Genomic DNA, 25899 nt, shown 5'->3' on the forward strand with positions numbered 1-25899 from the left:
TACTTCGGCCCCAACACTAACAGTGATAAACTTAAAATATATCAATTCACTGAGCTATGAGAAATGAGCAAGACCAAGCCGACGACCAGCGACATCATCGCGCAAGCCTATCAATCTTTTCTCGATAAGAAAGGTGTAAGCGCTCGTGCAGGCCAGAAACGGATGATGAATCTCTGCTATGGCCTTGTTAATGGCATTGAAGTAGACAGCAACGGAGAGCGAACCGGCAATCCTGCTGTTTGCGTGATCGAGGCTGGCACAGGTACTGGTAAAACTCTGGGTTACTCAATTCCGCTCATCCCACTCGCTAAAGCTAAAGGCAAAACGCTTATTCTCTCAACCGCTACAGTCGCGCTACAGGAGCAGATTGTTTATAAAGACCTGCCTGATATTCGCGCCAGCGCAGGGTTAGACTTCACTTTCTCGATGGCAAAAGGTCGAGGGCGTTATTTCTGCAAGCTTCGAGCTAACCGTCAATCAGACAAAGAAATGAATTTGTTCGGCCAAGAAAACGAGAATATCAAAACTCTGCGTGACGAGTTTGATAATGATCTTTGGAACGGTGATCGTGACACATATCCGGTCGAAGTGCGCGATGACATTTGGCAAAAGGTTAACGCAGTAGGTGGACAGTGTGCATCTCATCATTGTCCTTATTATAAGTCTTGCCCATTTTTCGCTGCCCGCAAAGAGTTGGAAAAAGTAGATGTAATTATTGCGAATCACGATATCGTTTTATCTGATCTTTCTCTGGGGGGCGGCGTTGTCCTCCCGGAACCAAAGCAGAGTATTTATGTGTTTGATGAAGGCCATCACCTGACGAGTAAGGCTATCAGCCACTTTTCTTCATCCTGTTCAATCGACGCGACACAAAAGTGGATTGATGAAATTTTCGATATGGTGATCCCACTTGTGGACAATTATGATGAAGAAATGGAACGTCTTGTAACCAATCTTCATGCGCAGGTTAGCAAGCTGAAAAAAGAACTTTTAGAAACAAAAGACTTTTTGCTTCGAACGCTACCTTTCAAATCCGAATATGACAATCGCGAAACCTGCATCTTTCCGTCAGGTGAAACGCCAAAGGAAGTTATTAACTATGCGAAAAGCGTAGGCAAAATCCTCAACGATATGAAAAGCACCAACAGCAAGATGGCAAAAATCATTGATGATCAGTCTAAAAGTACGCCTGAGACTGGTGAGCATAAGATGATAGTGGGAGAGCTGGAGAATCGTCTGGATAGTCTTGTCACTGCATGGAGCAACTTCGTAAATGTTAAATACCGGGATAAAAACGGTATTCCATTTGCCCGTTGGGTTGAAGTCAATCGTGAGAAAAAAAACGAGATCATTATCAACAGTAGTCCTGTACATGCAGGCGATATGCTGATGAAAGATGTCTGGAAGGTTGTACATTCTGCGATAATTACTTCGGCAACTATTCGCACATTAGGAAAGTTTGATGCATATTTGGATCAAGCTGGCCTGCCTCCTGAAACGCCTACATTGCTGGCACAATCTCCATTCAACTATGAAGAAAATGGCGTGTTATTCATTCCGAAAATGCGGTTCTCGCCGAAGGATGTAGACGGCCACACACACGAGGTTGGTGCTGTGTTACCAAAGCTGGTGGGACGTCTGAAAGGTTGCCTTGTGTTGTTTGCCTCGAAACGGCAAATGACAGACGTGTTCGCTATGATGCCTGATACATTGAAAGACAGCATTCTGATGCAGACGACATTACCTAAAAGTGAAATTGTGGCCCGCCATAAACTACGCATTGACCGGGGAGAAGCAAGCGTCATCTTTGGAATGGCAAGTTTCTCCGAAGGGGTGGACTTGCCGGGGGACTACTGTAACAACGTGATTATTACGAAACTTCCGTTCATGGTTCCTACAGATCCAGTTAGTCTGACTCTTGCTGAGTGGATGGATTCTGTAGGGCGAAATACATTTGAGGAAATCTCCGTGCCGGATGCCTGCATTAAGCTGATTCAGTCTGTAGGAAGACTAATCCGTACCGAAAGCGATACCGGCGCAGTGACAATACTCGATAACCGACTTGTGACCAAAAAATACGGAAAAGGAATCCTTGATTCCTTACCGCCTTTCCGACGTGTAATTCGCTAATTGTTGTAGACAGGAGCTAAAGCATGGACAAAAACATATATTTTGAACGCCAGTGCAATCTGAGGAACAAATATATTTTAGCATTAATTGCTATCGGTATTTTATGTTTTGTTGTTTTTGTTTTTGGGTTTTACTGTTTGTCAGTGTTTTTTTCATCAAGTAAAAACGTGCCGGGCGCTGCTGTCATTTTGTGGACAATTCTAAGTTTAGGATGTGGTTTTGGGACTTGCTACTGGATGGCGGGATTGATTCCTGAAACACCAGAAAATATTCACACGGCTATTAAGCTCATCAAAAGAGCAGATGAAGATGAACAAATCAAACCACTGGAGTATTTATCCACTATAATTGAATCAGGCGTACTGTTCCGCAGAACCCATACATTACATGCTTATAACCTGTTATGCCAAGCTAAAGAGACAAAAGAACATGCTGAAAAAGTAGAGGAGCTTCGAACCTGTAGTAATGAAATCATGGAAATGATAAAAAAATGAATGTGCTCTCGAATAGTTTTTATTCCTGACTATTTTAAAACACAATACAAATAACAATTAACTTTCTGAGGTTGTATGATGGAGTTGAATGAGTATACAAAAGAAGCTCTACGCACAGAATCGATTATAGATTCTGTATCCAACATGAGTGCGCCATCGCTCTATTCAGCATTGCTTGCAACAGGCGCTATAGGTGACATTCTCGATCTGATTAAAAAACATATTTTTTATGGTAAAGATATTGATTACGACCGTATGAATGAATCTATAGAACGCGCGATAGACAGTTTGCGAGACCTTCGTCATGATGTCGATCATGACACAATAACTGACTGTCAGAAGCATGAGATGTTCGAAAACCAGTGTGGTTTTTATACTGATATCGGCCCGCAACAACTAGCACGTATCGACACACGCATTTTGCATGTTGTACTTGGCATTTCAACGGAAAGTGCAGAAATTGTCCAGGCCATGATCCGTAATATTGAGGGCGACCCTCTTGATATGATTAACCTTTCGGAAGAAATAGGTGATATTAACTGGTATGCAAATGGGATATTCCCCGACGCTGCTGGTATTCCATATCAAAAATACCTGAGTGCAAATATTGCTAAGTTAGCAGTCCGTTACCCTGACAAGTTTTCATCTTGGCTTGCGCACGAAGAAAATAGAAATCTGGTTGAAGAACGCAAAGTGTTGGAATCTGGCACCAAGTAAGCTATGGGCATTTTACACAAAGGGAGACACGACAGTGACTACCTAAGACTATCCGAGGGGGATAAATGAGCGCTGTCTTGAAATGGGTTGGTGGCAAGAGCACGCTGATGGCCGAAATAGGAAAAGTCATGCCACCGGGTAAGCGCCTAATTGAACCATTCGCAGGTTCATGTGCTGTGACATTGAACACTTCATATGAAAGATATGTGGTCGCTGATATTAATCAGGATTTGATAAACCTTTACAGAATGATTCGTGAGCAACCTGAGAGCATCATCTCACTGAGCCGCAATTTATTCTCTTGCTGCAATTCTCACGATGAATATTATCGCCTGCGAGATGTTTTTAATCAACGCACCAGCGACCTTCTAACTCAGGGAGCCTTGTTTCTCTTCCTTAATCGACACGGATACAGAGGGCTGTGTCGTTATAACAAACGGAAGGGAGAGTTCAACGTGCCGTATGGTCATTATAAAAAACCATATTTCCCTGAGAAAGAAATTCATCATTTGAGTGAGAAGCTGCAAAACGCAACTTTGCTTTGCGCCGGTTTCAAGGAAACACTGGCTCTGGCCGAACCGGGAGATGTGGTGTATTGCGATCCACCATACATTAAGAAAAGCCGGTTCACGCAATACCACAGCAGTGGCTTTAACATGGCGGATCAGCGTGAACTGGTAGCATGTCTTGAGGGTATGTATACGAAAGGGGTCAGCGTAGTCGCTTCGTCTCACGATGAACCTTATATGCGAGATATGTATTCCGCTTTTCAGCAAAAAAAGTTGATTGCTTTACGTAGTGTCGGTGTTGCAGCAGGTGATGAGAAGAAAGCAGACGAGTTACTTATCTATCGCCCTGCAAAAAGCACCTTGTTGCAGGTGGCCGTATAGTGAAATCGACAAGCGAGGACATTGCAATCATTATCTCTGCCATTAACTCTTTGATCGCGGACTCTGGCAATATCACGCTTGAACTCAATGGCAGAAAAGAATCACTAGAGAGAGATTTGCTCTCTTTAAATGAGCTGAGTTTATTTACACGCATTCGTTATCGTAAATATCTTTCACAACGCATAGCTGATATGAAAAATGAGATGGAAAGCATCAAAAATGACATCATCGAGAATGCGCACTCATTAAGAACCGAGTTGCTTGCCCTTGTTCGTAAACTGCTGTTGGTACATAGCAATGAGAAATATGCGGTCAGCAAAAAACAAAGAAATGAGGCATGGGACACTCTATCTGAGTGGTTAGCAATGGATCATGAATCTTTCATCAGATATACGAATCAATGCGGGTGTGTTGTGTAACTTCGGCCCTCTTGCCGATTAAGGTAGAATGACTCCACTTTATAAGATACGGTACAGAGACTGGAATAATGTTGATGATATTCGACAGTAACGATTTGACAACTGCGTCATTTGTCATGTGGCGTATTGATGCCCGGTACAGCGAGAATAGTCCCATTGTTATTTCTGAACTAGAAGTTTCTGCACCAGTAAAAAATGCAATGATAAGACGCCTGAAAGCAAGAGGTTATGAGATCACCGTTAAAGAAATCACCCGAGGGAATACTGTGAATGAAACACTTTTTGCTGTTCCTCCATTAAAAAATGATGAAACAGAAAGACTTTGTCAGCAAATTGCTGCTCAATATTTTGTTAGCAAGGATTCCGCATCGAAAATGTATACGGATTTCTGCAATGAAAAAAACTTACCTTACTGGGCTGCAATAGCGATAAAGGAGCGTATTTCTTTCCTCATTCGTGAGCAAAGCTTAGTCATTCAACCTTAAAAATAGGGGTCTCCATGCAAACACCTTTTTCCGTTAAAAATCTGATCGTCTTTCGTCTGTCTCGGGATGTTGATTTCTCTAAACTGGAGGAGCAAACTGCGCATTTCAAATTTTCGCCCTGTGGTTCACAGGATATGGCAAAAAGCGGATGGGTTTCTCCTATGGGTGATGAGTATGATAATCTTACTCATCAAACGTCAGGAATTATTCTGCTTTGCGTTAAAACCGAAAAGAAAAATATCCCGTCATCTGTCATCAAAGAAAAACTTGATGAGAAAGTAACCAAGCTGGAAACAGAACAAAAACGTAAACTCAAGCGCACCGAAGTAGCGTCGCTGAAAGATGAGATCCTTCAAAGCCTTCTACCAGTTACCCTGCCTAAAACTACGCGAACCTTTATCTGGGCCGATACGCAAGCCGGTCTGATTATCGTGGATGCGGCCAGCGCTCGTCGCGCCGAAGATGTTACGGCGCTCCTGCGTAAAACCATTGGCTCTCTGCCTGTGGTGCCACTGACTATGGAAAAGCCCATTGAGCTGACGGTAACAGAGTGGGTGCGTTCAGGGAACCTTCCTGCCGGGTTGGCGTTAGGTACTGACGCCACTTTGAAAGCAGTTCTCGAAGAAGGTGGTACGGTAACTGCCCGTAATCAGGATCTGATTTGTGATGAGATCGCAAACCATATCGATGCCGGTAAAGTTGTTGTAAAGGTTGCTTTGGACTGGCAGGAACGTATCAGCTTTGTCCTCAAAGATGACTTCTCGATTGGTCGGGTGCGTTTCTCTGAAACACTTAAAGAGCAAAATGATGACATTGATCGCGAAGACTTTGCTCAACGTTTTGATGCTGATTTTGTGCTTTACACCGGCGAATTGATGTCTGTAATCAATACCTTGATCACTGGCCTAGGCGGTGAAGCCGAACGGAAAGCCGATGACGCAGAAAGCAATCATAATCATGGTGAAGGTGAGTAAAACACCATTAAATGAATTTTATGAAAAAACAGGTGGCACATGCTTGATGCTGTAATTAACTCTTTTTTTCTTAAATGGTTTAACTCAAAAGAAAAGGAAAGGGCGGGTAACGCTGACTGGATTCCCCCAGTAGAAGGGGAATTGGGCTATGAAGCTTATGAGCTGAGAAAACAAAGTGCATGGGATGGGTGGGTAGCGCGGAGCGATTATCCGCTTATGACTAAAAAGGCAGTTTCATTACCGGAAGAAATGTATATTTTTCTGACAAAGGTTCGTGAGGCACGTCAAAGCGAATTAGATAACGCTAGGCCACCAGCAATTCAACGAGATCTTACTGTCAATGCAATGCGTTGTCTGGGTGACTACCTGATACGACACGATATCGCCGGGCAGCAATGATGGAGCTACATTAGGAGCTGTGTCTTGCAGCACAGCTTAGTTGTATCATAAAGACAGGTTGTACTTCGTACTCCTGTCTTTATGGCGTAATAAGCAACATGAACGCTTTCACAGCAATACTAATGGGGTAATCATGTCATTAAAACTCATAGCATTATGCATATTAGTTATCGGGATAGTTCTTCTGGTGTCTTTTTTTGTGTATGAGGGAAAAAAACGAGAAAAGGAGAAAACTATCGGTACAGCAGGCGGAGCGCCAGCCAGTCCGGGTAAAATGAACAAGCTGCCAGCCATTACAGCGAAAACTGGTTCTGTCCATGATCTTTTCAGCGAAGATGAAGAGGAGAGTGGAGACACACAAAGCTCAGAAGCGATATCAAATCCTTATGAAGGGTATGTGGCTGACAAATTCCTGCTTAACCATAAGCAGAGCGTGATTTACGAACGCCTTGAAGACCTTCTGTCTGGTGACTTTCGTATCTCACCAAAAATCCGCATTACAGACATTATCCGGCCAGAAAAAAGTGTTATCGAAACAAACCCTGAGCGGGCAAAGGCTCTGAATGGTAATTTTAAAAATGCACGTTTTGATTTCGTGGTTACGGATATTGATACCGGTGAAATTCGCGGTGTTGTCATGGCTGAAAACACGTTAAATGCGCTCTCTTCCGGGCCATTTATCGCAGAGCTGATGAATAGAATGCACATCCCATTGTTCCGATACGATGATACCAGCGACATCAGTGATGATGTTCTATCAAACCTTCTGTATGAAAAATTTGAAGAGGTCGTAAATGACTGAGAAAACTATTGCCGTGATCCGACCATCGCAGGTTCTCAACTTACCTCATTACTTTATCTGGATGGTCATTGGTCTTCTTCTTTTCGTCACAAATGACAGCATGTATGGGATTCCCTTTTACCTAGGCCCGGTTGTTATTATTATCTGGCGTTATCTGGTTGTTCACTGCATTCGTTATGAAATCACTACTGAGCGCGTTCGATTTTACCGGGGGGTACTCAACCGGAAAATGGATGAGACAGAGCTTTACCGCGTTCGAGACTACAGCATCCGTCGCCCGCTGTATCTGCTGATCTTCCGACTGGCAATCCTTCACGTTGACACTCAGGATGTCCGTCAGCGCACGATTAACATGGTTGGCATCCGTAATGCAGAAAATGTTCTCTCTGTGCTACGAGAGCAGGTAGAGGCCAGTCGTACCCGCAAAGGTGTGCGCGACATTGATATTGGCTCTTTACAGTGAGGTCGATTTCAGTTATTGACGACTTACCTCAGAATTTTTTGGTTGCGTAAAACTGGTGGTAAAGTGAACAGTACAAGTAGCTAACTTTTTCCGGGGGGAAAATGTCAGAGCTTAAATACTGGACAGGAAATTTATCAACTGGAGACGATGTTTTCTATGTTCGCGATGGTGGGGTACTTTCCCGAGCCATCGTGACTGCTGTAACTGATACGACTTTTTTTATTTCAGGCACTGATACTCCGTTTGATAAATTAACGGCCCGTGACCCGGAAGGGGTAAGGGCGTTACCATATGACGCGGAACATCTCGAAAACTACTTTTGCCAGCAGCAGAGAATGAGGTTGGCCGCATTGAATATGGATGAACTGTCTGAGGAGCAGGTAGCCCACATGCTCGGAGGGCTAAATCTGGCTGGTGGTACTCATGCTCAGCTTGCGTTGAAACATAAGCGCCGGGAGAGGCTAAAAGCGATTGATATTCAGGCGCTTTCAGACACCGAAGTTGCTTATATGCTTGCCGGTTTAAAACTGGCCGAAAAAATCAGAGCGAGTAAATCGAAATGAAAATAACCACACGATATGTCACCCCAAATAAGCCGACTCAGGCAGGCGCAGGGAAACATAAAAAAAAGGCGTTTTCACCACGGAAGCCGCTTAAATATTTCCGCTCAATAGACTATTTTTATGCTTTCCTTTTCTTCGGATTCATTTTGCTTTCGACACTGCGATTCGAGAGCAAACAGAAAGAAGTAGAAATCAGTCAGTCTCTGGGGGTTGTCAAGTCAGTGACCGAGTATGATCGCGCTTTCGGAACTGTGTTTATAACAACGAACAAAATGCATTTTATCACCAGTATGCAAAGCGGCTTGGTGAAGGGGGATGATGTAACCTTACAAAAACTCATTTCCGGTAAATACCAGCTTTGTGTAACCGGGAAAGGAAAATGCGTTGGAATTGATAAAAATTTGGCCTTAGCTATTCGGCCCTCTGCCTGACCAGTTTAAGATCATCTTTCAAATTAAATCGACTTCATTCCTGAGAGGGGGAGACCCCTCTTTTACTGGGTTGGATGATACACTCTGTATATTTGAAGGATGTTACAATGACCGTATCAATAGCTTCGGTTTTAACCGTTCAAAAGAAAGAACTCGACGAACGTGCCATCATTCAAAAGATTGAAGATGAATGTCTATCGTCCGGCTTCGATATCACAACTGTTCGTATTATGGTTAACTTCATTGACCATATGCTGGAACAATATTCAGAGAAACTGGCTCTACCTCAGAGTGAAATCATTCAAGCTCTGGAGTCTATCAGATCCTATAGCGCACCAAATTTCTATCAGGAAGCGAACCTGCCAGATTTAGATGGTGTAATCATATATGAAACACTTGTGGACTTTCGTAATGCCATCCCATCCAAAAAATTTCGATGTCCTTCATGTGGAGGGGTCAGTAGCTCACCTTATGACTGTGATTCGATAAAAGTTTGCAAAGAACATCCAGATGGAGTTATCTGCGGCTGGAAATCATACGGTTTATTCAGAACTATTAACAAAGGTGCTCGTATTCTTATCCTTTCTGAATTCCTCTCTAAACCTATCGTGCATGAAATATTCATGCCGCTTGATATAGAAGAAGAGAATGACGAGAGTGAATGTCTATAACAATCCAGCCTGTTAATTATTCTGAGGTAGGGTAAATAATGTCCGAGTTAATGCTGATTGACGATTACAAAACCGATTGCACAACATATGAAGGATTTGGCTGTATTAATGATGTAAAGAAACTCGTTGAAGAACGCACCTTATTAAAAAAACAAATCGTCGAACTCCATAGCAAAGTCATGGGAAATCGATACGGGGATGCTTTCTCTTACTTCGTTACTGCTGCCGGACAAAATAGCCTGCATGAGACGCTACGCATTGAACGTTTCTTTGAGTTAGACCGTGCAATATGTGCTCTCGATCAGGACTTTTGGAATCGCCTCATAGACGTTATCAATGTCAAAAACTTTATGCCTGCCGAAAAACGTGACCAATGGTTTGATGACCTCGACAGATGGAGAAAAGCTGACCGATTCTCGTTACAAAATGTCAGGCCGCTCCCCTTTGAATTGGAAACAGTGTTGACAACAGCTAAAACTCTATCAGATGAAAGAAAAGATTTTTTCAGTGAAATGGTTGATGGTGTTTTTAAAAAACTGTCTCCTACGCATTTTACGAATAAATCCGAAGGTTTTTCAATGCGTATGATCGTAGCTAACGCAATGCCTTCAATTGACCGTCACTATGACAATCAGGAGTATATTAACGATCTGCGTAAAATTGTCGGTCTGATGTTTAAACGTGAAGGTGCTGAATCCGTTTCAAGCTATAATCTTTTTGACGACTTAAAGAAATATTACGGCGAATGGGTTCCAATAGACGGTGACACCATTTTTCTCAAGCCTCACAAGAACGGCACTGTCCATGTTAAGATCAGTCAGGATATCGCGGACGCACTTAATGTCGTTCTGGCATATAGATACCCAAATATTATTCCACTCAAAAAGAAACGGGGTGAAAAGCTACGGGTGAGTAAATTGATTACTGATAAACAATACTTGCTCTATTCTGAAATCCTGCCATTTTCTGTATGTAACTATTTTGGCGAACTGGCACGGTCTGAATCCGTTAGGTCGGTTGCGGAAATCAATGTTCAGGAAAACCATGAATATTTTTTACCCGGTAACTATCTGCATTCACCCACAACAAACATCACCGTAAAAAGAATTTTTCTGATGCTGGGTGGCCGCAGTAATGAAGAAAAAAAGAACTGTTATCGCTTTGATTTTGATCCTGCGCCAGTTTTTGAATCCATCTTTATCAATGGCACTTTGCCCGATCAGGACTCTCACCAGTTTTACCCAACAAAAGGTGATCTACGCCAGAGTGCGGTAGACCTTGCTGAGTTAAATGATAGCCATTCTGTGCTTGATCCAAGCGCCGGGTTTGGTGATTTTCTGGCGCTATTGCCCAGAAAAGTTGAAATTACAGCTATAGAAATACACCCTGTGGCCGTAGCTACACTCCGAGCTAAAGGCTACAACACCATTCAGGGCGATTTTCTTAAACTTAAACCAACAGATACAGGTTTATTTGACCGCGTTCTGATGAATCCACCTTATTCCGAGGGGCGCTGGTCACGGCACCTGTTTCATGCTTTGAGTTTCATTAAACCGGGTGGAAAGCTGGTGGCCGTACTGCCATCTTCTGCGTCCTCCAGTCAGAAATTTGATGCTATAGGCGAAGGTTATGAAGTTTCTTTCTCTGATGAGTATACGCGAGCATTTGAGGGGACAACGGTGAGCGTAGTAATCATCACGATTGATCGTCATGAGAAGTAACGTGGTGAACGTGATTTACCGAGCACCTTTTTAAAACAATACGAGTATTGTCCGGGGGGATGATGAATATTGAAATTTTTGCACGAAATCAGAATGGTCAGCAGCCATACGTTTTAATAAATGAAAAGCGATACCTTTTCCTAAAGGCACGCGATGATGAAATGGTTGCAGGATACGATGGCTGTGTTTTCCCGTACTCGTGTACCTATATCTTTGCTGACAGTAATCGACGGTCGATAGCAATAATCATGCTCCATTCCCGTGAAGAGCCTGATCTGATGGATGTTGACTGGAACGGGAAGAACAAGATACCCATCATATATCCTGAATTTACTCGTGAATGGAGTCTCGGTGTTCCATCTGGAATTCACTCGCAGGACTTAGCTCTTACCATGCTCAGGTCATGCAGAAAAGCCCACCAGCTTTGGTCTTCGCAGTATGTTGGTAAACAGCTTTTTTTTGACAGCATTCGCCGATCTGTAACACTTTTCAATAAAACATATTTTGTATCTAAGGATCGTAAAATTCCTAAAGGGATGGATGGGGCGGTTTATTATGACCCGATTGAAGGTTTTATATTCATCAACGCCAGCCGAGAACCAATGTTTGCGCTCACTGAATGCGCTAATGAACGTTATTTTTGTTCTGCTGCCGACATTGATGGGCGGGTAGTGTCAATGTTTGCCCTTGAGGACGCAGACTTAGTAAAACTTGGTGGCGAGTTCCTCTTTGACATTCATCGTTCTCAGATGGCCCGTCACCTGTTCTCTATACTTGCAGGGGAATTTGGTGTAATGGCATGACGATGAAGAAGATCAGATTAGGTAACAAAAAACTGTTCTTTACTACAGCAAACAACTCAACAGTTCCTGATAATTCATCTGGTTTGATATATCCTACTCCGCAGGGCTTCGCTATCACTGATAAACGAGGCGAGACCAGGCTCCTCATCCTTGCCGATAAGGGAGGGGAGCTTTGCTGGTTCGTCTCTGGGCGTAAACACTCTGGAAAGTTCAGGATGTCGCATACCAGTCGTGAAGATGAGATAGAGTTTGGCCTCGATAGAATGAAATATGATGAGGTTATTGCTTTGGCCACGAGCATCTACCGAAAATGCCAGCAATATCTCTCTGAGATAAAATAGCTTTTTATGGGTTGTTGCAATGGGTGATGAAGATAAAAGTGGTTATGAAAAAAAACCATTCTTGTTCCAGATTAAAAGTGATATTCAGGGTAAGGAAATCACCTCCCTCTTTATGATCCATGCCCGCAGGCCAGAGCTAAAGGCTTTGCTAGGTGAGTATGTGAAAACCCTTTATGGAAAAAAAACGGGATGGGATAGTGTGCTGGGCTGCCATGTTTTTGACGGTGGCCTCGTCCGATGCCGCATAGGCAGAGTAAGTATATTATCTGAAACCGTAGCCACGGCTTTGGCAAGCAGCGGGTTGGTTATTGATGTCTCTGACTTCAACCGGCCTGTGACCTATGATCAGAAAAAAATGATTGAACTTGAAACTAAATCACAACCAACAAAGCGGGGTCACAAAATGTCAGGACGTTTATTTATTAAAAACTTTGCCACTTGCATTCGTTGTAGTTCTTCCGTGGTCACGGGGAAACCTAGCTCTGTTGATCCTGCATGGAATTCCGCTCATCTATATGATGCTATGAAATCAGAGGAGCGCAGTTTCCGTAACATGCATAGCGTGTCTATGGATGAGAAACTCAATATTTCATGGGCCGTTCCGGTTACTGATGAGATTGTCCACGGGGAAGGGCGCTGCGAGTTTTGTCATTCATATTGCGAGAAAACACGGACTATCGTTTCTATGGTCGTTGTCATCTGACTTCGGCTCTTAATTTTACATGAGATAATGAGCGAAACAGCATTCACGGAGTTGCCTTTATGGGAAAGTTTCGTTCATGGTTCAAACTGCTGGTTTATCGCTTAACGGTGAGCAGTGAAGAATTGAGTATGGCCCGCAGTGACAGAAAAGCAATGAACAATATTCGGCGTATCTTCAATGAAGTTGAAGGCCGTATGCGCATCTACGAAAAGAGTGGAGGGAGTTGTTCAGAAGTTGGCGGTAGTGGTGTATCGCTAAATTTTATGGGCTTTAAAGTTTACGCTTTTCGTCCTGTGGGTGGAAAGGATATAAAGCCAGCGGATCACTCTGGGGAGAGTACCGTTGTCTCGTTTGAAAAATATCGCACGAAATAGTAGTTACCTGTAGGGGGGGATATGAGAAACGACAGCCCGGAGCGCGGGAGAACGTATGTCATGGTTGACTATGAGAATGTCCAGCCATCCGTAAACCGGTTCGCAAGGCGACCTGAAACTCATTTTGTCATCTTTGTCGGGCACCAGCAGGATCGGGTTAACTTTGACCTCGCAGCCATCCTGCAACCTCTGGGGGAGCGGGCTGAATACGTGAAAATTCACGGCACCGGTTCCAACGCGTTAGATTTTCATATCGCGTTATTTGTCGGGAAAATCACTCAACGTGATCCCAGCGCAGCCTTTATCATAATGTCTAACGATAAAGGGTATGATCCCGTTATCAGCTATCTCAACGCTAATGGAACCCAGATAGAGCGCCAGAGCGTCTCTGGCGCGTCCGAAACCAAAAAGGTAAAGGTTTCACACCTTCCGTACCGAAAACATACCAGCAAGCGTGAAAGCCACATTAAACGCATCATTCGTGCGCTTAATGCGATGTCTGACCACGCCCCCAAGGATCGTAAGGCGCTTGAAGGTTTAATTAAATCGACAAGTGAATGTGAAGGCGGCATTAGCAATAAAGAGCTTAAGCGAGTGATTTACTTACTGACCAGCAGGGGCTTGGTTAACACTCACGGTAAGCGTTTTACTTACCATACCGGAAACAAACTTAAGAAGACGGCATAAGAGGGTACTATGCATAACTATCCACGCAAACTGGCATTATCTGACTGGAATACCATGCTTTTTCATTCTCTTAAACTGATGTTCTCCGTCTCAGGTCTGATAATGATAGCTGTCATTATTGGCTTTGGTGGTGGCTCCATCAGTCTACTTATGGGGCAGGTGACTATGCAGGGGTTAGGGTACTTCATTATCCAGCCCGCAATATTTACCATCTACTTTGTATGCTTAATCACTCGCTACCGTTCAGGTAATGACTTTCTTCCAGTAAGTAAAGAACTCCGCAACGTCATCTTCAATGTTTTGATGGGGATTGTGGTGACAATTCTGTTACTCCTTATACTTTGGTTAATCCGCATCTATATCCCGTCTGCAAACGCGGCTGATGTTCCGCCATCTATAACAAACGCACCTGCCGGACTATCGCCGCAGACATTTCAACCTATGCCAGTCAGCTTCGGCTCTGTGTTCCCGGTGATGTTTAATATCTTTAGCATCGCAACATTTTCCGTGCTCGTATGCATCCCTTTTGTCGCAGTCCTTATTGGAGTGATGGTAAACTGTAATGCGCCCATGCATCGTAACCTTGGGTTACTCTTCCGTGGTCTGTTTCGCAATATTGGTACGATGCTGCTGTTCTCATTCTTCGCCGTCTGTCTCATGGCTCTCTGGTCGTATATGGCCGTTAGAAATGAATATCTCATCTTTCTGTCTGCTCTCCCGCTGGCTTTCCTGTCGGTGTTTTCCTATGTGATCGCTGAGCAGATTTACATGCCTGAAAAGTGCTTGTTTAAGCGCGGTGGTGTTAAAGGCTCAAATCCACAATCCAGATTTTGAGAACGAATTTATGAGAATGAAAAATAATGTATTTGCTGGTGCCTTGATGCTGTTATGCGCCTGCGCTACCGCAGCCGATGATCCCTTGGCTAACGACCGGGCGCACAACGTCATCAAGGCTTACACAGCCGCCATAGTAGCGACGTATGCGTGCCGGACAACGTTGGATGGTGGTAACGGTCAGTATCATCAAGCGCTCAACGCAGCGGAGGAGGCGTTTACCCGCGCTACAAATGATCGGGATAAGGCCAAAAGGATGATCGCGGTATTGGTAAAACGCATTGAAAATGAAGACCCCGGCGCTCAACTTACCCGCCAGTTCGACGAAGTGAACGCAGGCCCGGAGCTACGCCACAGATCTTGTGAACAATTGGTGAGCGGCAGCTCACAGCGAGCCAGCGAGGCTGGCGAACAATTTAAGCTCAACGCGCGAGCGCAATAAAACTCTTCGTCCCTGATTAGCCACTCTACCAGTAGTGGCTTTTTTGTTTCAGTAGCTAAACTTGGGTTATCCTGTTCATGATGTAAAATTGGTCTTCCTTCTGTAAAACTAGAAGCCTGCGCCAACAACCGGGAGTTCAGATAAATTGAACATCAATAAATTATTCGCGATGAAAGCCCCATGTAAGAATTGTCCGTTTTTGAAAGAGCACGGTATCTCTCTGGCTGAGGGGCGGTTGTCTGGTATTAAGAAAGACCTTATGGCCGATGATAATGTTCCCTTCTTTTGCCATAAAACTACGTATGCGAGTGGTGGGGTTACGATGAAGATACAGGTCGGTATCAGCACTCAGGTAAGGAGTCGTACTGCATGGGGGCAATGGCATACCTTTATGCCAAAAGACGCCTAAACGTCCCGACAAGATTAGGCATAATGATGGGGCTGTGTGATTTGAAAGACATCGAAGACTCCATACCACTTATAGAGGTAGACTGAGAATCAATGAATATTATCGATGGAATGCTTAACAGTGTCGATTTTTCCCGGTTTACACCTGCGCTCTACTTGGTCATTGGCTTGATCATTATCTTACTGTTAAAGTCTTTATCAGGTGGCCTTACAGGCCGACGCAAGGGCAGTTACGAACTTCGAAATTACATGCTTGCGCCAACGATTATGACGAAGGCTGAAATGGCTTTCTACAATGCATTAGTGTGCGCTATAGCGGATGAATACCGAATCATGGTAAAAGTCAGGCTGGCTGACATCATTCTTGTTAAGAAAAATGGTAGCCATTACATGGCCCATTTTGGAAAAATAAAGGCTAAACATGTTGATTATCTACTGTGCGATCCGGTGAATCTAAAGCCGATTCTTGTGATAGAACTGGATGACAAGAGCCACCAGCGATCAGATCGCATTACTCGTGATAATTTCGTGGATAGCGTGTTCAAATCTGTTGGTTTGCCGATACTTCGCCATCCAGTGAAACGTGCGTACAATCACAACGAACTACTTATCAGCATTTCAAATACAATTTGTAAACAAGATTAACTTTCAATAATATCTGAAAGTTAACTTGCCGGATGCCCGGCATTTAAACTAATGTGGTTAAGTACCATCGTTAACGAACCTAACGAACATAACGCGCATAACTAACTTTAAATTATGAGGTATAAATGAGCGATTCATTAAAGACTTTAAATAATATCCGTACCCTTCGCGCTCAGGCGCGAGAGCTATCACCTGAATTTATTGAAGAGATTGTCGAAAAATTAATCGTCATTGCAGGCGAACGCAGGGAAGAAGAAAAAGCAGTAGAAGAGGCCAATCGCGAGCATAAGGAGAAAGTGCAAAAACTTCGTGCGCTCCTTGCAGAACAAGGAGTTGACCCGTATGAATTGCTCGAAGAAGGCGGTTCTACTAAGCCCCGTAAGCAAAAGGCAGTGCGTCAAACTCGTCCACCAAAATACAAATACACCGATGAATCAGGTGTGGAAAAAACGTGGTCAGGGCAGGGAAGAACGCCAGTAGGGATTAAGGCAGGATTAGATGCTGGTAAAACTCTGGAAGATTTCCTCATCGAACCTCCAAAAGAATAATCAATGAGCCGCCTAGCAAAAGGCGGCTTTTTTTTCAGTATTACATTGTAATTAATTTAACCACACGCATCACAAACACTGCCTCTGAGATCATAAAATCCTGCTACCCGGCTTTGATCCATCAAAGTATTTTTATCCTCGTTTTTGTCGCTTAAAAAACTATCAATCGGTTTTCCTATCCATTAACTTTATAGGATGTGTTCAACGGGGAGAATGGTATGACTGGCTTGGGTAGTGCTGACGAGATTGGTATTGGAATCATCGTTGATACGGCCATAGACATGCTAATGACAGGCTGCGATCTGTTTGTAAATAAAAATGACTTTACACCGGAAAAGGTTAACGCCAAAGAAAGCAGTAACTTTGTCAGAAACGATACCCTGATGAATCAACGAGTAGATTTGAGCTGGACGTCGAAGAGGGGGTTTAGGTTAGGTGTCATTTTTTTTGGTGCAGGAAGGGCTGTACAATTATCTGAAATGTCTCGATCACATACGAACACTTACATTGCTCAATTTGATCTTACAGGAATTTATTCAACTATCGCTAACCGTCAGAAACAAATTGAACCAGACACGATCCAAGCAGTTTTAAGCACCAAAAATGACTTCTCCACTTGGCTTTTCTGGCCTCAGTACCCTTTAAAAGTACGTCAACAAAACCCACCGGCAATGGACGCTAACGAGATGGCCGCAGCTTATGAGCAATGGTATCAATATAGTGAACCTGCATGGTATGAGTCGCTGGTGGAGCAATCACCCCTTAACGGTATACGAGCAGTGTACAAAGGCTCCAAACGAAACAAGAGCGGCGATGAGTTGTTCTACAGATTCATCGTTACCCATGAGGGGAAAGAAGAAGCGTATCACTTGATTCACTATGATAACCGTTTTTACTTACTGGACTATACATATGATTCAGTACCTCTAAACCATCCTTTGCACAAGCCGATTCTGGATGCGTGCAAGCTTAGAATGCCGAGATCTTAACTAGAGATCTGGAGTATGTTACAATTCAAGAAAATGCGAGGAATTACAATGTTAGACGATCAAATTGTGTCTGTTTTTGACTTGTTAAACGGGTACAAGTATTTCATCATTTCTGGTGTTGTTCTTTTTTATCTGCTTTTGATATGGCAGTCAGTCAGACATTATGCGACCTATGTGGTAACAAAAAAAATACAGGAAGCGCATTACGCTGGCAAGTATGAAGATGAGTCCCCCGAAATTACCAAACTTATCATAAACAAGAGCATTGTTTCTTTATGGCTAAACGTTTTCACGTTAGTTGGGATGACTGTGTGCATTATAATGATGTTTCTCTGGGGTTAAACGTTTAGGTATTTCTTTTTATCCATAATAATTACACCCGCATACCAACAACTCATTAGGGTTTTCCATGAATATAAAAGAGAAAAAGATAATAGATCTCCATGTTTCGATACCGGAATCTGCCGGTAAAGACACGAAATTTAATTTTCTTTGTTCTGCATTATACGAGTCGGCGTTGGGAACCAAACATTTCTACGCTGCGCTGAGTTTGCTGGCCGATTGCAACGAAGAATACCGGGAAGAGTTTGCGTTGCTGCAAACCAAATCCTCGACTAACTGATAAACATGAATACGCTGGCCGGGCTTGGACATTTCTATATAGCCAGACAGCAGCAAAAAAACACGCACCAGAACAACCTTAAAAATCAACGACTTAGTGCGTATAATCATTGTTATGTTAAATTCAATATGTTCATACATACAGTGTTTTAGACGGACTCCACCCTCTCGCTTTGTGAGTCTTGCTAACTCTGGTTTCTTTCATATTTCGTATCGCAACAGCAGTTATGTTTCGCAGAAATGAAATAACAATCGTATCTTCCGGCAACGCCGGGACACCATCAAAAATGGATTAACATATGTCTATCATCCATCTTGTAACTACATGCTCAAAAAGTAAAAATGGCTCGATTGGCGATACGATATTCCCTTACGACCATCAGGACATAAACATAGCTTTCCAGCAGTGGAAACGTTGTTTGCTCAAACGTTACATTCAGGGAAATGATACGAAGGAAACCCTACATCTTTATCGTGGGCAACATTGGGATACGGCCAAAAGAATCGCTGAAACGCATGATAACATCTGCTTGTGGATTGTCTCTGCTGGGCTGGGGCTACGCCACAGCTCCGATCCATCTATACCTTATGAGGCCAGTTTTACTCAGGTTCGAAAAAAAAGCGCTGACCTCTGGAACCTGCTGACGACTAACCCTATACTTCCGGGCCGGATATCTTCACTTGAAGAACTGATGCGCTTACATACGCATGATGCGTTTGTGGTTGCCGCATCCCCGATCTACCTGAACGCTATTGAGAATGATCTCGCGAGAGGTTTATGCCACCTTTCAGACCCAGAGAAGAAGGTTACTATCACTACCACGTCATCATACGACGGCCAGTTAAAACCATTTGTGACATATGGAAATAGTGGAATGATGAAGAAGTTAAAATCCAATATGACGACTCTGAACATAAAACATGCAGAGTCGCTGATTTTTGGGAGAATACATAACTAAGATGAGTTATCTTATTTCTTTGTCGAAAAGTAATAACCAGTTACAGTCCCGATAACTGAACATGTTAATGTTGATAAGGTCGAAAATAGCTGTTCATTAAAGAAAAGGTGAATAGATGACAGGCATGTAGAAATTAACAAAGCTATTGGTAACACTACTGCCAACGTAGTGGATATTCTGTTGTTCATTCTTGCTGTCATCACGTCTGTTCTACCAACACCGTTACAACAACAACAAACCAACCCAGTAAATGACTCAAAATGTTTTTTTCTTTTAATGCCATAGTATCTTGGAATGTCTTTATTATATGCAGCCCTTTTTGCGCAAATAACGCACGACTTCCCATTACTCCCATTTTTACACGTCCCTTCCCCGGCGCAATGCTGGCAGGGATAAAGCACAACCTCTACAGTCATGATGTTATTCCCCCAAAATATTCATTATTTAAACCACTCTGGATGAGTTTTTTTATCTGTGTTATAAACTCGTGAAGTGCAATCCAGAAATTCCATAGCAGTCAGCATGACGGCATCAGGCATGACTATGAATGGACGCAGGCGAACTGCGTTCGCATTTGTCGTTCCATCGTGATAAATGTTCATTACCATATGCAGACGAGTGTCAGGTGATGCCTGTGAACGCCACTGAGCGAATACACGAGTGCTTTTTATGTAGTGAACCATAATGGGGACAATGGCCTGTCTTTCAACCTCGTTTAGTTTCTTCTTCTTCGCTAGCTTTTTAATGATCTGCGCAATAAAGTTCACACATTCGTCTTTTGGCAAATCATCCTTTAGCTTTAACTCATAAAAGTCTTTTTGAGCCACAGTGAATAATTGCTGGTGCTTAGAGCGAAAATCCCGCAGATAGATGACATGTGAATTAAATGGTGTTGAGTGGTTAAATTCCCCAAGCTGCCATCCAAAAGCAGAAAGATTGTATTTGCTGATTTCTTTGTCAATTTGATTTGTCATTTTCAGTCTCGTTATTTTTCCATTGGGAAGCCAACGACTCCCATATTGCAGAACCATTTTCGATACGTTCATGCACATCAACTTCGGGCTGATAATCCATTTTCAAAACAGCAATGCAATCATCAAAAAGGCCAAAGTCAAGGCTTCGTAGTTCAACCAGATTAAATCTGAAACGATAGCTGTTGTACAAAGACAACAAGAATGATGCAATTACCCGAGATTGGCCGCTGTCACCCTGCGCAGCCTCCACCAGCCTTTTCAGTGCCGTTGTGCCTTCACTGACTATCTGAGGGCGTTGTTCTCTGCGCTCTTCGAGCGCCAGCATTGCTTCTCTAAAAGATTCTGAACTCATCACAACCACCTTTCAAAAGTGTATTTATCCCATTATACATGCCGAACTGGCAGGCCGAAGCGTTAAGCCACAACTCTTCATGATATGATCTCCTTTGAATGTATTTTATTTTTCATCCATAAAACAAGGAGTCGATATGGTCAGAACGCCCCCCTCCCCGCCGACTATGAGACCAGAGCCGTTTAACCCGGACGCTGAATACCCTCCGTTCGACAAGAATGCCACAGAGGATATCGACGGGAAAAAAATCAAGCTACTCGCATCTCCGCTGGACACGGCATACCTGTATGACGTCCCGGATAAAATGATAAACCTTTCTACCCTGTCACCAGACGATCACCGCATCCGGGACGCTATTACTCATAACATCGCTTTAAAGTTAGTTGAAACACTCAGGCCGGGGTGGCCGCATCGGGTTATAGAGTGGCTTGTTATCCCTGATCTTATTCGCCGGACGCGCAAGGAACTACTGATTACTGAAACATATCTTGCTGAGTCACTATGCGCGTCACCTGAAAGAAAAGCTGCATTGTTCCGGGTTGTCCGCGCCCTTTCACCTCAACGGATCTCCCACATGAGTCAGGACGCACAAAATACGGTTTACAACGTCTTGCAGCAGATGGCTTCGGCCCCCCACTCAGATGAGCGATAATGGCTTTAGTCAAAATTATGGTGCATGAGGATAAGTGATGAATGACATCGTTCGTAACGAAGATAGCGTGGAACGTATCGCTCGCTTTCAGTCCCTCCAGTCCGGGGAGTTCTGGAAGTCAAAGCAAAATATTGACGAAGAGGCCATACGTGCCGGTGACGTGCTTCTGTTGATGTCTATTCGTTGGGTAGAGAACTACCCGCACACGGTAATCCTTCGCTCTCACCCTCGGCATTACGGCGAGTATGTAAACATCGAATATATCGATCAGAACGGTAAGAAGCAGCGTACACATAAAAAAATGGAAGAGCATCGCTTTCTGGTTAATGATTTTTTGGATCGGTTCGAATTCGAGCCTGACCACCAGCAGATACGCGAGCGTGAAGTTGCTGCTGTACACGCAGAAGTCGCCCAGATACAGCAGGAAATGAACGATGGCATGACTAATCCTGCGCTGATGAGATCCATCGTTGAAGAACAGCTTAAGCTGGATGAAGAGCGGGAGCGTAAGAATAGCGGGAGTGAAGCCGCGGAGGCGCTACCTCCTGCCCTGTATGATGAAACGGTGCCAATGGTTACGGGTACTGTGCAGAACGCGCTGGCTAAGGGGATGACTCCGCAAACTGTCAATGCGATGAAACTGGCCGCAAAACGTGAGCATCGCATTGCCGAAATTCAGTCAAAATGGCTGGAGTCGAAAAGAAACCAGATTGGTAGCACTCTCAAGAAATTAATGCCCTACTTCAACGAAATGCCCGCTGCTGCGCTGGCAAAGACGGAGGATGTCCGTGAGTACGTTGATAAACTTCAATCAGGCATCCAATCGATTTTTCTGTATACGGGTGAAGGCGTAGAGATAGTACCAGTAAAAAAAGGTGAGTCGGCAGCACGCGACATACCTCTTACATTCGTTCAACGAAAACTCATTGTTGAAGAAGAACTTGCCGTCTGGGCAGATCTCGATGAATGGTTTGATTTCCGTTCCACTGAAATGTTTTTTAAAGCGCTGAACGAGCATCCCGAGCTGGTGGAACAGATATTCCCTTCGCAACGCTGCGTGCTGGTCATGGCAATGACTAACCACGATCTCAACTACGCAGATCCGTGGGCTAATGAACACATGAACCGTCAAAACCGCAAAGTCTTCCTCATGGTTCGTGATGGTGAAAATATTTATCAGGTATTTTCCTCAGTCGAAAGTCACCTTGGATCTGCCCGTTTGTTCCCGTCTCAGGATGAAACCGAGTCTCACTTCCGTGGATTGGATGGCTCTCAGATTAAGTTCGATGACATTGCCTATACCGACCGCCTCAAAGGGTTCGAGCTTCGCGCACTTCATTACAAGCGTTTTCTGCTGCTAATTTGTGGCCTTGACCATCGCGAAAAACTGTTTGGCGATTTCTATGACGAACCAGCGTCAATGAATTTCGTTTCAATGCAGTTTCAGGAGGACTATTGCCGTTTCCTACACGATGATGATGGTTCGGGCCTGTTAGCGGCGAATGATGAACGTCCGAGCCTGAGCCAGTACATTCGGGAAGCGAACGCGTATATGCGCTCTGGGTCACGTATGCTTTGCAACTGGTATTCGCTGATGACCCCTTTAACTGCGCCGGGGGCATGTAAAGAAGAATATCAGAGGAGTTATCGTTCGTTCTACTATACTGCGCGTCCCGCAGAGGATATCAGCCTCTCGATTGCCTATCGTAAAGCCCAGTCGATTTGTGTTGATGTCCCGGTTAAACGTGAATATTCCGATTCTTGGTTCAACTGCAAAGTCGATTTAACCGCGAGCCGTGGCAGCTATGACGACTCTGATAAGCAGCTTCCATATCTTTGTCTTGATGCTATTGAGCCAGACGATCTCGAATGGTATGTGTTCAACAGGAAATATCGGGGCGACCATCTTTTCTATATCCGTTTTTTCAAAATGGCAATCAAGTTCATTCGCGCCGAACGTGAAGAAGAACAAGAAATTCGTGAACGTATGGCCGACGCACTGGATAAAGGCAATATTGGTATGCCTGACGAGCGCCCTTCTCTGGTTAAGCAAGCTGTTATCGCATGGCGTGCGGCACAGCGCGGCGCTCCACTTCGAGATGCTCTGCTTAATAAAAAATCATGGCAGTCTCTGCTGAACCAGATGTACATGCTCGCAGGCAACGCCGATAACGAGATTGACGATGTGGCTAAATTCGTTACTGATCTGGGATATAAGCCGCTCAGAATCGTTGTTAATGCTTCGGGTAAATTAGCCGTATATGCGGAATCACTGGAACATGAACGCGATATGCGTGTAGAAAAGCATGTCTGGGTTCATCGTATCAATTTAGTCCGTGGTAAGCGTAAAGTCCGTGAAACAAGTCGAACGTGGGCCATTCTTCCCGAGTCACTGGCTGCTGAAACCACGATCCATCAGTGGGATGAGGCCCAAGCATGGACAGGTAAAAAGTCCGTCTTTTCTTCTTTCAATGCGAAACAACGAATTTTCGAACGAATTGAAAAGTGCAGCGACATTCTGAAAATGTTCTCCGGGACAATGAGCAGAGAAGTCTTTGCGCCGATTTTTAGAGAATGGTGCGATGCCTATGATGCTCTGACGATGAAGAGTTCTACGGTGGTAACCCCCCATCTACTGATACCATTTGGATACCGCGTGAGGGACGACGAGCAGGATTTTCTGTGTGTGTGTGTGACCAACCCTGAACAGCTCCTGTATAAACTGGCACCCGATGAGCAATCTCGCGAGGCAGTAAGGAAGGCTTACATCCGTTGGTATAGCGAAAGCTACAAAGAAGACTATTCACGAAAACTCGTAGATGGCGCAACAAAACCGACAACCTTTTCCCTCTATGTAGCTGGTGATGCCAATATCAGCAATGGCCGCTTATTCAATGTCGCCAGGTATCCTCATCGCGTTCTGGGGTCTGACGCTTCACCAGATCGTTTCGCTGATGCCATGACGTTCTATAAGAGCGAGCTGGGCCAAAACAGCTCACAGAACGGGAAAAAAGTATCTCTTTACGTTTCACCTCAGCTTGTCAATGAGGCCGGGGAAGTATGCATTGACGAACTGCTGAATAACCCGATGCCGGAAACCTATCGTCCGGTGGATCTCGTGAAGGTCTATCTGAACGATTATCGTAGTTACCGCTCAATCAGTGATGAAAAACAACTTGAGTGCCACTATGTGCAAACAGGCGACAAGGTTAAGTTCCACGATTGGTATGATATATGTGAACGCGATGTAACGACTGATATGCTTTTGTCTGGTGTAGTCAGTGGAGACATTCTCGTCAAGCGCCTCCCTTTCAACAACCGAGCGGCTGCGCAGGCTTACATAAAGCGTAATCATTTCCACGACACCTACAAACCAATTGATGAGCTTGAAGATGTGCCGGAAGCAGCAATGCCACCAGCGAGGGTGGTCAGACTGGTCAGAGCATAGTCAGGTTTAGAGAAACATCTTTTCGTTGAGGAGATGGGAAATAAAATGGCAGATGCAAAGTATCAACTGACAAGCCGGATCACCCGGCTTTCTCAAGCCGATGAGTGGGAGTCTGCACGCAAAGAATGGCAACTTGATCGCATTTATAAAACAGAAAAACCAATGAGCTGTCTTTGCGGCCACTCCCCCATAAGTAACGTATGCGTGCTCAAAAATTCTGTTAATCGAAGAACAGCCTCAGTGGGAAACTGTTGTGTGAAAAGATTCATGGGGTTGCCTTCTGACACGATATTCAACGCTGTAGACCGCGTGTCCAAAGATAACAGTAAGTCAGCCAATATTCAGACTCTAAAACTTGCTCTGGAAAAGAGACTAATCACTCAGTGGGAATATCACTTTTACGTGGACACCATAAACAAAAGGAAATTGACTGTGAAACAGGCCGCCACGAGAGAGCGTATCAACAGGAAGCTGACACTCCTTATCAAAAACACGGATGAAAAATAATGAGTGAGTTAACTATACCCGCACACCTTGCCTGCCTGCATGATGTGTTGATAAGTGTTGATGCTGCACCCGTTGAATGTGATGGTCACACCCTGATGGTGAGTAATGCCTTGTGTAAGGCGGGCATACCTCACGAACGAGTCATAGGTAGCGTTTCTGCACAGGCCGGGCATTTCACCTTGGTGCCTCACCTTTGGATCAATATCGACGGGTTCATTTTGGATTATCGGCTAAGAATGTGGGTTTGTATTCTCTCCGGGCCAGATCTGGCTGCTGATGCACCGCACGGCATATTCCCAGTAAGCGCCGGTGATTGTGGTTATCAATATATCGAGACAGGAAAAAGTCCCGTCTCTAACATTGATATGCGAATACTCAACCTGATGACGAATGGCTTCGCAGGTAAATTGCAGATACCAGAAAAAATATCGAAATATTATATGGAGAAATAAT

33 protein-coding genes are annotated in these 25899 nt (G+C 44.1%); 30 read left to right on the top strand and 3 right to left on the bottom strand.

Going from position 1 to position 25899, the window contains the following annotated elements; all coding sequences use genetic code 11:
- Positions 1-63: 63 nt before the first annotated feature.
- From dinG to AC3RPL_RS04440, 26 genes are all read left to right on the top strand, one after another.
- Complete coding sequence (gene dinG, locus AC3RPL_RS04315; protein ID WP_490739086.1) at positions 64-2130, top strand: ATP-dependent DNA helicase DinG; 2067 nt, start codon at positions 64-66, stop codon at positions 2128-2130.
- Between the two features lie 23 nt (positions 2131-2153).
- Positions 2154-2624 carry a hypothetical protein gene (locus tag AC3RPL_RS04320; RefSeq protein WP_490739087.1) on the top strand — a complete coding sequence of 157 codons (471 nt, stop codon included), beginning with the start codon at positions 2154-2156 and terminating at the stop codon, positions 2622-2624.
- 75 nt (positions 2625-2699) lie between these two features.
- Complete coding sequence (locus tag AC3RPL_RS04325; RefSeq protein ID WP_490739088.1) at positions 2700-3341, top strand: nucleoside triphosphate pyrophosphohydrolase family protein; 642 nt, start codon at positions 2700-2702, stop codon at positions 3339-3341.
- A gap of 65 nt (positions 3342-3406) precedes the next feature.
- Complete coding sequence (locus AC3RPL_RS04330; protein WP_490739089.1) at positions 3407-4231, top strand: Dam family site-specific DNA-(adenine-N6)-methyltransferase; 825 nt, start codon at positions 3407-3409, stop codon at positions 4229-4231.
- Positions 4231-4650, top strand: a complete 420-nt coding sequence (locus AC3RPL_RS04335) for a hypothetical protein (RefSeq protein WP_107321199.1) — start codon at positions 4231-4233, stop codon at positions 4648-4650. Before AC3RPL_RS04330 ends, AC3RPL_RS04335 begins: the two co-directional genes overlap by 1 nt.
- 74 nt (positions 4651-4724) lie before the next feature.
- Positions 4725-5135 carry a hypothetical protein gene (locus AC3RPL_RS04340; RefSeq protein WP_490739090.1) on the top strand — a complete coding sequence of 137 codons (411 nt, stop codon included), beginning with the start codon at positions 4725-4727 and terminating at the stop codon, positions 5133-5135.
- Between the two features lie 14 nt (positions 5136-5149).
- The gene (rdgC, locus tag AC3RPL_RS04345; RefSeq protein WP_490739091.1) at positions 5150-6109 is read left to right on the top strand and encodes a recombination-associated protein RdgC; all 960 of its coding nucleotides are present in this window, start codon (positions 5150-5152) and stop codon (positions 6107-6109) included.
- Between the two features lie 39 nt (positions 6110-6148).
- The gene (locus AC3RPL_RS04350; protein ID WP_201435249.1) at positions 6149-6508 is read left to right on the top strand and encodes a hypothetical protein; all 360 of its coding nucleotides are present in this window, start codon (positions 6149-6151) and stop codon (positions 6506-6508) included.
- A 133-nt stretch (positions 6509-6641) separates the two neighbouring features.
- On the top strand, positions 6642-7310 hold the full coding sequence (locus AC3RPL_RS04355) for a DUF2726 domain-containing protein (RefSeq protein WP_490739092.1): 669 nt from the start codon (positions 6642-6644) through the stop codon (positions 7308-7310).
- Positions 7303-7773, top strand: coding sequence for a PH domain-containing protein (locus tag AC3RPL_RS04360; RefSeq protein ID WP_490739093.1), 471 nt, complete (start codon positions 7303-7305; stop codon positions 7771-7773). The genes AC3RPL_RS04355 and AC3RPL_RS04360 overlap by 8 nt, the downstream gene beginning before the upstream one ends.
- A 101-nt stretch (positions 7774-7874) precedes the next feature.
- Complete coding sequence (locus AC3RPL_RS04365; RefSeq protein WP_490739094.1) at positions 7875-8336, top strand: hypothetical protein; 462 nt, start codon at positions 7875-7877, stop codon at positions 8334-8336.
- Positions 8333-8767 carry a hypothetical protein gene (locus tag AC3RPL_RS04370; RefSeq protein WP_098992595.1) on the top strand — a complete coding sequence of 145 codons (435 nt, stop codon included), beginning with the start codon at positions 8333-8335 and terminating at the stop codon, positions 8765-8767. Before AC3RPL_RS04365 ends, AC3RPL_RS04370 begins: the two co-directional genes overlap by 4 nt.
- Positions 8768-8874: 107 nt before the next feature.
- Complete coding sequence (locus AC3RPL_RS04375) at positions 8875-9438, top strand: hypothetical protein (protein WP_117067829.1); 564 nt, start codon at positions 8875-8877, stop codon at positions 9436-9438.
- 38 nt (positions 9439-9476) lie between these two features.
- Positions 9477-11159: a DUF4942 domain-containing protein gene (locus AC3RPL_RS04380; protein WP_490739095.1), complete on the top strand. Its 1683-nt coding sequence runs from the start codon at positions 9477-9479 to the stop codon at positions 11157-11159.
- Positions 11160-11221: 62 nt separating this feature from the next.
- Positions 11222-11962: a hypothetical protein gene (locus AC3RPL_RS04385; RefSeq protein WP_490739096.1), complete on the top strand. Its 741-nt coding sequence runs from the start codon at positions 11222-11224 to the stop codon at positions 11960-11962.
- Between the two features lie 2 nt (positions 11963-11964).
- Positions 11965-12303 (top strand): hypothetical protein, encoded by a 339-nt coding sequence (locus AC3RPL_RS04390; RefSeq protein WP_490739097.1) that lies wholly within the window; start codon positions 11965-11967, stop codon positions 12301-12303.
- A gap of 19 nt (positions 12304-12322) precedes the next feature.
- Positions 12323-13006, top strand: a complete 684-nt coding sequence (locus AC3RPL_RS04395; protein ID WP_490739098.1) for a hypothetical protein — start codon at positions 12323-12325, stop codon at positions 13004-13006.
- A gap of 59 nt (positions 13007-13065) precedes the next feature.
- Complete coding sequence (locus tag AC3RPL_RS04400) at positions 13066-13380, top strand: hypothetical protein (RefSeq protein WP_490739099.1); 315 nt, start codon at positions 13066-13068, stop codon at positions 13378-13380.
- A gap of 60 nt (positions 13381-13440) precedes the next feature.
- The gene (locus tag AC3RPL_RS04405; protein ID WP_186979174.1) at positions 13441-14067 is read left to right on the top strand and encodes a PIN domain-containing protein; all 627 of its coding nucleotides are present in this window, start codon (positions 13441-13443) and stop codon (positions 14065-14067) included.
- A gap of 9 nt (positions 14068-14076) precedes the next feature.
- The gene (locus tag AC3RPL_RS04410) at positions 14077-14901 is read left to right on the top strand and encodes a hypothetical protein (protein WP_490739100.1); all 825 of its coding nucleotides are present in this window, start codon (positions 14077-14079) and stop codon (positions 14899-14901) included.
- Positions 14902-14917: 16 nt separating this feature from the next.
- Positions 14918-15343: a hypothetical protein gene (locus tag AC3RPL_RS04415; protein ID WP_490739101.1), complete on the top strand. Its 426-nt coding sequence runs from the start codon at positions 14918-14920 to the stop codon at positions 15341-15343.
- 501 nt (positions 15344-15844) lie between these two features.
- Positions 15845-16396: a DUF2726 domain-containing protein gene (locus tag AC3RPL_RS04420; RefSeq protein ID WP_490739102.1), complete on the top strand. Its 552-nt coding sequence runs from the start codon at positions 15845-15847 to the stop codon at positions 16394-16396.
- Positions 16397-16521: 125 nt separating this feature from the next.
- Positions 16522-16944: an H-NS family histone-like protein gene (locus AC3RPL_RS04425; RefSeq protein ID WP_490739103.1), complete on the top strand. Its 423-nt coding sequence runs from the start codon at positions 16522-16524 to the stop codon at positions 16942-16944.
- A 218-nt stretch (positions 16945-17162) separates the two neighbouring features.
- Positions 17163-17933 carry a hypothetical protein gene (locus AC3RPL_RS04430; RefSeq protein WP_490739104.1) on the top strand — a complete coding sequence of 257 codons (771 nt, stop codon included), beginning with the start codon at positions 17163-17165 and terminating at the stop codon, positions 17931-17933.
- Positions 17934-18342: 409 nt separating this feature from the next.
- Positions 18343-18555: a hypothetical protein gene (locus tag AC3RPL_RS04435; RefSeq protein ID WP_107321184.1), complete on the top strand. Its 213-nt coding sequence runs from the start codon at positions 18343-18345 to the stop codon at positions 18553-18555.
- A 298-nt stretch (positions 18556-18853) separates the two neighbouring features.
- Entirely contained in the window at positions 18854-19513 is a 660-nt protein-coding gene (locus AC3RPL_RS04440) for a hypothetical protein (protein WP_490739105.1), read from the top strand.
- Positions 19514-19712: 199 nt separating this feature from the next.
- Here the strand turns inward: AC3RPL_RS04440 and AC3RPL_RS04445 are convergent, their stop codons facing one another.
- The 3 genes from AC3RPL_RS04445 to AC3RPL_RS04455 form a co-directional block, all read right to left on the bottom strand.
- Positions 19713-19868 carry a hypothetical protein gene (locus tag AC3RPL_RS04445; RefSeq protein ID WP_490739106.1) on the bottom strand — a complete coding sequence of 52 codons (156 nt, stop codon included), beginning with the start codon at positions 19866-19868 and terminating at the stop codon, positions 19713-19715.
- A gap of 85 nt (positions 19869-19953) precedes the next feature.
- Positions 19954-20487, bottom strand: a complete 534-nt coding sequence (locus tag AC3RPL_RS04450; protein WP_490739107.1) for a hypothetical protein — start codon at positions 20485-20487, stop codon at positions 19954-19956.
- A complete protein-coding gene (locus AC3RPL_RS04455; protein WP_045268369.1) occupies positions 20471-20839 on the bottom strand; it encodes a DUF7673 family protein in 369 nt (122 codons plus the stop codon). The genes AC3RPL_RS04450 and AC3RPL_RS04455 overlap by 17 nt, the downstream gene beginning before the upstream one ends.
- A 136-nt stretch (positions 20840-20975) precedes the next feature.
- Here AC3RPL_RS04455 and AC3RPL_RS04460 point away from each other — a divergent pair, with 136 nt between their 5' ends.
- The 4 genes from AC3RPL_RS04460 to AC3RPL_RS04475 are packed head-to-tail and all read left to right on the top strand — an operon-like array spanning position 20976 to position 25898.
- Positions 20976-21491, top strand: a complete 516-nt coding sequence (locus AC3RPL_RS04460) for a hypothetical protein (protein ID WP_490739108.1) — start codon at positions 20976-20978, stop codon at positions 21489-21491.
- A 37-nt stretch (positions 21492-21528) separates the two neighbouring features.
- Positions 21529-24939: a hypothetical protein gene (locus tag AC3RPL_RS04465; RefSeq protein WP_490739109.1), complete on the top strand. Its 3411-nt coding sequence runs from the start codon at positions 21529-21531 to the stop codon at positions 24937-24939.
- Between the two features lie 45 nt (positions 24940-24984).
- Positions 24985-25446: a hypothetical protein gene (locus tag AC3RPL_RS04470; RefSeq protein WP_490739110.1), complete on the top strand. Its 462-nt coding sequence runs from the start codon at positions 24985-24987 to the stop codon at positions 25444-25446.
- Positions 25446-25898, top strand: coding sequence for a hypothetical protein (locus AC3RPL_RS04475; protein WP_490739111.1), 453 nt, complete (start codon positions 25446-25448; stop codon positions 25896-25898). Before AC3RPL_RS04470 ends, AC3RPL_RS04475 begins: the two co-directional genes overlap by 1 nt.
- Position 25899: the final 1 nt, after the last annotated feature.

The sequence above is a fragment of the Erwinia papayae genome, assembly GCF_058241465.1.